General features: G+C 72.3%; 7 protein-coding genes. 4 read left to right on the top strand and 3 right to left on the bottom strand.

What is annotated here, in order from left to right:
- Positions 1-194 (bottom strand): SulP family inorganic anion transporter (locus tag G5C65_RS26350; RefSeq protein WP_165301435.1); only part of this gene is annotated, 194 nt, incomplete at its 3' end.
- A gap of 290 nt (positions 195-484) precedes the next feature.
- Between G5C65_RS26350 and G5C65_RS26345 the strand changes: the two genes are divergently transcribed.
- On the top strand, positions 485-1,744 hold the full coding sequence (locus tag G5C65_RS26345) for a polysaccharide deacetylase family protein (RefSeq protein WP_165301434.1): 1,260 nt from the start codon (positions 485-487) through the stop codon (positions 1,742-1,744).
- Between the two features lie 81 nt (positions 1,745-1,825).
- Here the strand turns inward: G5C65_RS26345 and G5C65_RS26340 are convergent, their stop codons facing one another.
- Entirely contained in the window at positions 1,826-2,812 is a 987-nt protein-coding gene (locus G5C65_RS26340) for an ATP-binding protein (protein WP_165301433.1), read from the bottom strand.
- 106 nt (positions 2,813-2,918) lie between these two features.
- Between G5C65_RS26340 and G5C65_RS26335 the strand changes: the two genes are divergently transcribed.
- A complete protein-coding gene (locus G5C65_RS26335) occupies positions 2,919-3,749 on the top strand; it encodes a Fic family protein (protein WP_165301432.1) in 831 nt (276 codons plus the stop codon).
- 340 nt (positions 3,750-4,089) lie between these two features.
- On the opposite strand, the gene G5C65_RS26330 is transcribed toward G5C65_RS26335, so the two are convergent.
- Entirely contained in the window at positions 4,090-4,935 is an 846-nt protein-coding gene (locus G5C65_RS26330) for an HAD family hydrolase (RefSeq protein WP_165301431.1), read from the bottom strand.
- 453 nt (positions 4,936-5,388) lie between these two features.
- On the opposite strand from G5C65_RS26330, the gene ssd reads away from it, so the two are divergent.
- Together ssd and G5C65_RS26320 are read left to right on the top strand one after the other, a co-directional pair.
- Positions 5,389-6,531 (top strand): septum site-determining protein Ssd, encoded by a 1,143-nt coding sequence (ssd, locus tag G5C65_RS26325; RefSeq protein WP_165301430.1) that lies wholly within the window; start codon positions 5,389-5,391, stop codon positions 6,529-6,531.
- A gap of 266 nt (positions 6,532-6,797) precedes the next feature.
- The coding region (locus tag G5C65_RS26320; protein ID WP_241266066.1) for a TadA family conjugal transfer-associated ATPase at positions 6,798-8,086 on the top strand (1,289 nt) is incomplete at its 3' end.

Below are 8,086 nucleotides of genomic sequence, written 5' to 3'. Positions count from 1 at the left end.
CCCACGATCCCGCCCACCGCCGCGGCGACGAGCCCGGCCTGGAGCGGTGCGCCGGTCGCCAGGGCGATGCCGAGCGAGAGCGGCAGTGCGATGAGAAATACGGTCACCGAAGCGGACAGGTCTTTGCCCCAGCGTTTCCGGGAACGCTCGCGGGACCCTCGGGGGGCGCTGGGGACATGGGGGCAGGCGGACATCGTGTCTCCCTCGACGGATGGCACGGTGCGTGACCGTCTGGATACTCCCAAGCATCGGTAAACGAAGAGTAATGCCGTGTAAAGCTCCGGAGAAGTCCGCACCGTTGCCTGGGCCCGGGATTCCCCCTCACGAGTGAACAGCGGCTAGAAGTCAGCTTGTCGTATATATCCGAGCTGCCCGTTATGTGAAGTTGATTGTCAGGTAATCGCCGATCGCCGTGCCGCGCTGCGCCGCCGCCGGAGGACGGCGGCTGCACGACGACAGCACCACGAGAGAACGAGGTGAGCCGATGGCGTGCGGGCGAAGACGGAATCCGGGCAGCGCGGTCGCGCTGGGGTTCCTGACGCTGGCCCTGCTCCTCAGTGGATGCACGGAGAGCACGGAGCAGCGCGTAGAACAGCGCACAGAGCAGCGCACGGACGTCGCGGAGCGCCGTCCGGAAGGGAAACCCAGGACGCCGGTACGCCTCCTCGGGGACGGCTCGACGGCCATCACCGGCCGGCAGCCGGCGCAGCCGCACCCCCGGCGGATCGGACCGGGCCGGAAGCCGCCGCAGTTCGTCGTCTTCTCCTGGGACGGCGCGGGCGAGGACGGCAAGCGGCTCTTCTCTCGCTTCCGCAAAGCGGGCAAAAAGTACGGCGCCTCGCAGACGTACTTCGTCAGCGGCGTCTATCTGCTGCCCGAGGCGGAGAAGAAGCGCTACGCGGCTCCGGGCCGCGGCCGCGGCGCCTCCGACATCGGCTACCTCAAGGACCGGAACGTCCGCGCCACCCTGCGGCAGCTACGCGCGGCGTGGCAGGACGGCAGCGAGATCGGCACGCACTTCAACGGCCACTTCTGCGGCGCGAAGGGCGTGGGGAGCTGGACGGTGGCGCAGTGGAAGAGCGAGATCCGGCAGGCCAGATGGTTCGTGCAGAACTGGAAGACGACCACCGGCTGGCGGCGCGCCAAGCCCCTCCCGTTCAACTACACCACCGAGCTCATCGGCGGCCGTGCCCCCTGTCTGGAAGGCCAGCGGAACCTGTTGAAGGCGGCACGCCAGATGGGCTTCCGCTACGACTCCAGCGGCAACGGCACCCAGGTGTGGCCGGACAAGCGTGAGGGACTGTGGGACCTGCCGCTCCAGCAGATTCCGATGCCGGGCCGGAAGTTCGAGACGCTGTCCATGGACTACAACTTCCTCGCCAACCAGTCCGGCACGGTCAACGGTCCTGTCGGCAAGCGCGCGGCGTATGGACGGCAGATGCGCGACGGACTCCTTCAGGGGTTCCGCCGCGCGTACACCACCAACCGCGCACCCCTGGTCATCGGGAACCACTTCGAGGACTGGAACGGCGGGGTCTACATGGACGCCGTCGAGAACGTGATGCGGACGGTGTGCCGGAAGAAGGACGTGCGCTGCGTCTCCTTCCGGCAACTGGTCGACTGGCTGGACGCCCAGGACCCCCGGGTGCTCGCCAAGCTGCGCACCCTGGACGTGGGCGAACGGCCTCCGGACGGGTGGAGCACCTTCCTTCCCACCCCGGTCCCGGGGGTGCAGTCCCGCTAGCCGCGCTGTCCCGTGCCGTCCCGTCCCGGTGCCCGTGCGCCGGGACGGGGCACGACCGGCCGGAGGCCCGCACCGGGCGTGTCAGGCGGGCTGCGGTACGACGAGGTCCTCGCTCAGCACGAAGGAGGGGTCGACCTGCGCGGCGAGATCGGCGCCGGTCTTCTCGTTCCCCCAGCTCTCCGCGTTCCGCAGGTGGAAGTGCACCATCTGGTGCGTGTAGCGCTCCCAGTCCCGCTGCTCGTACGCGCCGACCGCCGCCTCGTACAGCGTCTCCAGCGCACGGGAGTTGGGCTCCTCCAGCTCACCGTACGGGCGCGGCCTGCCCTTCTCCATGGCGCGGACCCAGTCCGAATGGCCGACGGCGACGAGCAGGTCGTCACCTGTCTCCTGGCGCAGGAAGTCCAGGTCGTCCTCGCTCTGCACCTTGTTCCCGACCACACGCAGGCAGACGCCGAAGTCGCGTGCGTACTCCTTGTACTGCCGGTAGACCGAGACGCCCTTGCGGGTCGGTTCGGCCACCAGGAACGTCATGTCGAAACGGGTGAACATTCCGGAGGCGAACGAGTCGCTCCCCGCCGTCATGTCCACCACCATGAACTCGTCCCGCCCGTCGACAAGGTGGTTCAGGCACAGCTCGACCGCGCCGGTCTTCGAGTGGTAGCAGGCGACCCCCAGGTCGGAGTCGGTGAACGGCCCCGTGGCCAGCAGCCGGATGGGCCTGCCCTCCAGAAGGACGGGGTGTGCGCAGGCGTCGTAGACGGGGTTGTCCTCGCTGATCCGCAGCAGCCGCGACCCCGCTCCCGGGGGAGTCGTTTTGATCATCGTCTCGGCCGAGGTGATCCGCGGGTTGCTGCCGCGCAGATAGTCCTTGATGAGCGGGAGCCGCGCGCCCATCGCGGGCAGTGCGGCGGCCTCGTCCTCGTCCAGCCCGAGCGCGGCGCCCAGGTGCTGGTTGATGTCGGCGTCCACCGCGACCAGCGGAGCGCCGCGCGCGGCGAGGTGCCTGATGAACAGCGAGGACAGCGTGGTCTTGCCACTGCCGCCCTTCCCTACGAAAGCGATCTTCATGTTCATCAGCGTAATGTGCGCGGCCCCGGCGGCAGGACGCGGCGAGTGAAGAAGACCACTCGAATGAGGTGTTGGGCGGTCGGAAGTCGTGCGTAGGGTCGTACGCATGAGTAACACCGTGGACCCCGTCGACCCGCTGGCCCCGCTCGCAGAGCTGCCCGGTGTGCCGCAGGCCGTGGAATCCGTGCGCAAAGCCGTCGACCGGGTCTACGGACACCGGATCATGCGCCGGCGCAGCAGCGAGGTGAGCGGCGAGGCGGCGCTGCGCGGAGCGCGCGCCTCGGCCGCACTGGAGGGCGCGGACTGGGCGCTGGAGGAAGTGCGGCGGCGCACCGACTTCGGCGTCGCGGGCGAGCCCCGTACGGTCGGGGCCGCGCTGCGGGTGACGGCGGAGGCCGGTCAACTGCTGGACGTCTGGCAGCAGTCGCCGCTCCGCGTGCTCGCCCGGCTGCACCTGGTGGCCGCCGGGAAGGGAGAGCCGGGCGACGCGGTGGGCAGGCCGCGGCTCGCCGGGGAGCCGGTGGACGGGCCCGAGGCCGGGTCGGCGCCGCCCCCGGCCGACGAGGTGGGGGTGCGGCTGGACGGGCTCGCGCAGCTCATCACGGGCGGCACCTCGGCGCCCGCGCTGGTTCTCGCCTCCGTGGTGCACGGCGAGCTGATGACCCTGCGTCCGTTCGGCTCGTACAACGGGCCGGTGGCGCGCGCCGCCGAGCGGATCGTGCTCATCGGCAGCGGACTCGACCCCAAGGCGATCTGCCCGGCCGAGGTGGGCCAGGCGGAGCAGGGGCGCGAGGCGTACCGGGCGGCACTGGACGGCTTCGCGTCCGGCACGCCTGAAGGGATGGCCGCGTGGATCGCCCAGTGCGGACGCGCGGTGGAGCTGGGCGTACGCGAGAGCACGGCGGTCTGCGAGGCGCTGCAGCGCGGCGCCGCCTGACGGGCCGGACTGCCCGCCGACACGAAATGCGGCGGCACCTGCTTGCGCATGTGTGCCGCCGCTGGCATGTCCGCCGGGTTACCAGTGCGTGCTTCCCTTTGTGCCCATCAGCACGGGACTTCGCCCGTTCCCTGGTGGGTCCTGCCCGATCCGCGGGCTACGCGTCGCGTGGGTGCCCAGTTTTCATGCGTCCGGTCCGTGGGGCCGATATGCGTGAGCGGGATCCTTCCGGATGCCGCTGGTCTCGCGGGCCGTTGACTCCTTTGTACTCCGCGGCAGGGGCCAACGGAAGCCCTTGCCGCAGATCTTTACTTTCCACTTCAAAAGGTCGCTATACGCATTAAAATGGACGAAATGGTCCGAGGCGGGCTCGGCGTCGGCTGTTGTACCAGACGAGCCCGGCTGCCGCCGCGGCGGCGCCGACGGCGGCCGTGACCGCGAGCGCAGGCCGGGAGGGCATCGGCAGGCTGTGGATCCGCTGCTTGAGGCGGACCGGCCGGGAGAAGGACAGCACCGGCCAGCCGCGTGCGAGCGCCTCCTTGCGCAGGGCGCGGTCCGGATTGACGGCGTGCGGGTGGCCGACCGCTTCGAGCATGGGCACATCGGTCGCGGAGTCGCTGTACGCGTAGCAGCGCGCGAGGTCGTATCCCTCGCTCCCGGCCAGCTCTCGGATCGCCTCGGCCTTGGCCGGGCCGTAGGCGTAGTACTCGATGTCGCCCGTGAAGCGCCCGTCCTCCACAACCATCCGGGTGGCCACGACGCGGTCCGCGCCGATCATGTCGCCGATGGGCTCGACGACCTCGGCGCCCGAGGTGGAGACGATCACGACGTCCCGCCCGGCAAGGTGGTGCTCCTCGATGAGGGAGGCGGCCTCGTCGTAGATGATGGGGTCGATGAGGTCGTGGATCGTCTCCGCGACGATCTCCTTGACCTGCTGCACGTCCCAGCCCCGGCTGAGTGCCGACAGGTACTCGCGCATCCGTTCCATCTGGTCGTGGTCGGCTCCGCCGAGGAGATATACGAACTGCGCGTAGGCGGTGCGGAGTACGGCGCGGCGATTGATCAGGCCACCTTGGTAGAAGGACTTGCCGAAGGTGAGCGTGCTCGACTTCGCAATGACCGTCTTGTCCAGATCGAAGAAGGCGGCTGTGCGGGGCATCGCTAGGTTTTCCACGGGTGCGAGCATAGGCGCCAACCATTCGGCGTAAGGTGGGGCGCGTGGGTTTGCCTGAGAAGGCTCTCGGGTACACCATGGAAGTCACGGATCGTTCGCGACCGTGCTAACCCGGCCCGACTCCTCCCCCCCCGAGTCGGCCGTGGGGACGACCCCCGCTCTCCCCCCCGGCGGGGGTCGTCGCATGTCCAGGGGCATCTTTCCGGCACGCGCGGCGTGCGCGCCCGCCTTGTCGATCTTTCCGGGGTGCGACAGCCCGCTCGCACGATCTGTGACTGAGTGTAATCGGTAGGCTGCTCTCCGGAAGTCACTGGTATGGGTGACGGAATTTTCCACGACCGCCGAGTTGTCCACAGTTTTGGTCCATGATCCCCAACTTTTTCCGGTTCGCAGCACGGTGATTCCCGGCGGCGTCCGCTGCGCTTTGCGGATGCGAGGACGCCCGGTGCGAACGAGGACGGGATCTTGGCTGAAAACATTCTCATTGTGACCGAGGAGGACGAACTCCTCGATGACCTACTGCGACTGTGCGCGGCTGCCGGGGCCGAGGCGGATGTCGCGCACGGGGTGCCCGCGGGCGGGATGAGCTGGGCGAGCTGGGGCGGAGCCGCCTCGTGGGAGCGCGCCCCGCTGGTGCTCGTCGGGGACGACTGCGCGCGGGCGGCGGGCCTCCACAGCGGCCCGGACAGCACCTCGCCCGGCGCGCCGCGCAGGCCGGGTGTGCTGCTGATCGGCCGCGACCTCGACGAGCCGGGGGTCTGGGAGCGCGGCGTCCGGATCGGCGCCGAGGGCGTGGTGGTGCTGCCCGACGCGGAGGACTGGCTCGCCGGCCGGATCGCCGACGCCGCGGAGGATGTCGGACAGCCCGCGCTGACCGTCGGAGTGATCGGCGGACGCGGCGGATCCGGAGCCTCCACACTCGCCTGCGCGCTGGCGGTCACCGCGGCGCGGGCCGGGCAGCGCACGATGCTTGTCGACGGCGATCCGCTCGGTGGCGGGATCGATGTGCTGCTGGGCGGCGAGCGGGTGGAAGGGCTGCGGTGGCCGGCCTTCGCCGAGTCGCGCGGGCGTGTCGCGGGTCCCGCGCTGGAGGAGTCGCTGCCGAAGCTGCACGACCTCGCGGTGCTGAGCTGGGACCGGGGGGACTCCGTGGTGATCCCGGCGGACGCGATGAAGTCCGTGCTGTCCGCGGCGCGGCGGCGCGGCGGTGTCGTCGTCGTCGACCTGCCCCGGCAGGTGGACGAGTCCGTCGCGGAGGCGCTGGTGCAGCTGGATCTCGGCCTCGCCGTCGTCCCGGCCGAGCTGCGGGCCGTCGCGGCGGCGCACCGTATGGCGTCCCGCGTGCGGATGGTGCTGCGGGACCTGCGCGCCGTCGTGCGCACCCCCGGAGGCCCCGGCGGCGAGCGGGGCTATGGGCCGGGCCTGGACGCGGACGAGGTCGCCCGGCTGCTCGGGCTGCCGCTCGCGGGCGAGCTGCCCTGGGAGAGCGGACTGCTGGAGAGCATCGACCGCGGGCTGCCGCCGGGATCCGAGAGGAGCGGCGCGCTGGCCCGCTTCTGCCGCGGGTTCTGGGACCAGGTGCTCAGCAGCGGGGAGGTGGCGGCGTGAGTCGGCTCAGGGAGCGTCGCACGGACGCCGCGCCGTACAGGCCCGGCGGGCCCGGTTCGCCCGCGCGCTTCGGCCTGCGAGGCGGCCCTGCTCCTGCCCGGCGCGCCGTCCCGCCGGGCAGGACAGGCCACCCGGACCCGGTGCCGGACCGGGCGCCGGCGCCGGGATCGGACCCGGTGCCGGGTTCGGGGCCGTCGGAGGGCGCCGGAGGGCCCGCCGCCCGCCGTCCGGAGACGGCGCGGGCCTCCGGCGGCGCGGGCGCCGACCTGCTGGACGCCGTCCGGCGGAGCCTCGCCGAGACCGGGGGCGAGCCGACGCCCGCGCGGGTCGCGGCGGCCCTGCGCGCCCAGGGGCGGCTGCTGGGGGACAGCGCGGTGCTGAGGGTGGTGGAGGCCCTGCGGTCCGAGCTGGTCGGCGCGGGCCCGCTGGAGGCGCTGCTCGCCGATCCGGACGTCACGGACGTGCTGGTGACCCGGCCCGACGAAGTGTGGGTGGACCGCGGGCGCGGCCTGGAGCGGACCAGCGTGCGCTTCCCCGACGCCGCCGCCGTACGCCGCCTGGCGCAGCGGCTGGCGACCTCGGCGGGCCGCCGCCTCGACGACGCCAGGCCGTGGGTGGACGCGCGGCTGCCCGACGGGACCCGGCTGCACGCGGTGCTGCCGCCCGTCGCCGTCGGCTCGACCTGCCTGTCGCTGCGCGTGGTGCGGCCCAGAGCCTTCTCGCTGGACGAGCTGACGGCGGCGGGCACGGTCCCGCCGGGCGGGGAGCGGCTGCTGCGGGCGATGCTGGACGCCAGGCTCTCGTACGTCATCAGCGGCGGCACCGGCTCCGGGAAGACGACGCTGCTGTCCACCCTGCTGGGCCTCGTCGGGCCGCACGAGCGGATCGTCCTCGCCGAGGACTCGGCCGAGCTGCGCCCGGACCACCCGCATGTGGTGCGGCTGGAGTCGCGCCCGGCGAACCAGGAGGGTGCGGGCCGGGTCGAGCTGCGCGACCTGGTGCGGCAGGCCCTGCGGATGCGGCCCGACCGGCTGGTGGTGGGCGAGGTGCGCGGGCCCGAGGTGACCGACCTTCTCGCCGCGCTGAACACCGGCCACGAGGGCGGCTGCGGCACGGTGCACGCCAACGCCGCCCGCGATGTGCCCGCCCGTCTGGAGGCGCTGGGCACAACGGCCGGGCTGGACAGGGCCGCGCTGCACAGCCAGCTGGCCGCGGCGCTGGATGTGATCGTCCATCTGGTGCGGGACCGCTCGGGGCGGCGGCGCATCGCGGAGATCCACGTTCTGGGCCGGGACCGGGACGGCCTGGTGACGACTGTTCCCGCCGCCGTGTGGAGCGGCAGTCCGGGCGCGGGCGGTGGCCCGGGGCACGCGGAGCCGGCCGGGGGCTTCACGAGAGGGCGCGGCTGGCCGGAGCTGGAGCGGCTGTGCCGCAGGAACGAACGCGAGGTCGCGGCCGGGCCCCCTGCCGCCGCCGGCCACGACGGACCCGGCGGTGCCCCCGGGCTCGGCGGTCGCTTCGGCGGCGCCGGCGCCGCCGTCCCCGTCTCCGCCCC

It is taken from the genome of Streptomyces boncukensis (assembly GCF_011045075.1).
Lineage (GTDB): Bacteria > Actinomycetota > Actinomycetes > Streptomycetales > Streptomycetaceae > Streptomyces > Streptomyces boncukensis.
This window is presented reverse-complemented; position numbering and strand designations above follow the sequence as displayed.

Excerpts from the sequence above, each read along its gene's own strand:
- G5C65_RS26345 (WP_165301434.1), top strand. The coding sequence starts at position 485 with ATGGCGTGCGGGCGAAGACGGAATCCGGGCAGCGCGGTCGCGCTGGGG.
- G5C65_RS26340 (WP_165301433.1), bottom strand. The coding sequence starts at position 2,812 with ATGAAGATCGCTTTCGTAGGGAAGGGCGGCAGTGGCAAGACCACGCTG.
- G5C65_RS26335 (WP_165301432.1), top strand. The coding sequence starts at position 2,919 with ATGAGTAACACCGTGGACCCCGTCGACCCGCTGGCCCCGCTCGCAGAG.
- G5C65_RS26330 (WP_165301431.1), bottom strand. The coding sequence starts at position 4,935 with ATGCTCGCACCCGTGGAAAACCTAGCGATGCCCCGCACAGCCGCCTTC.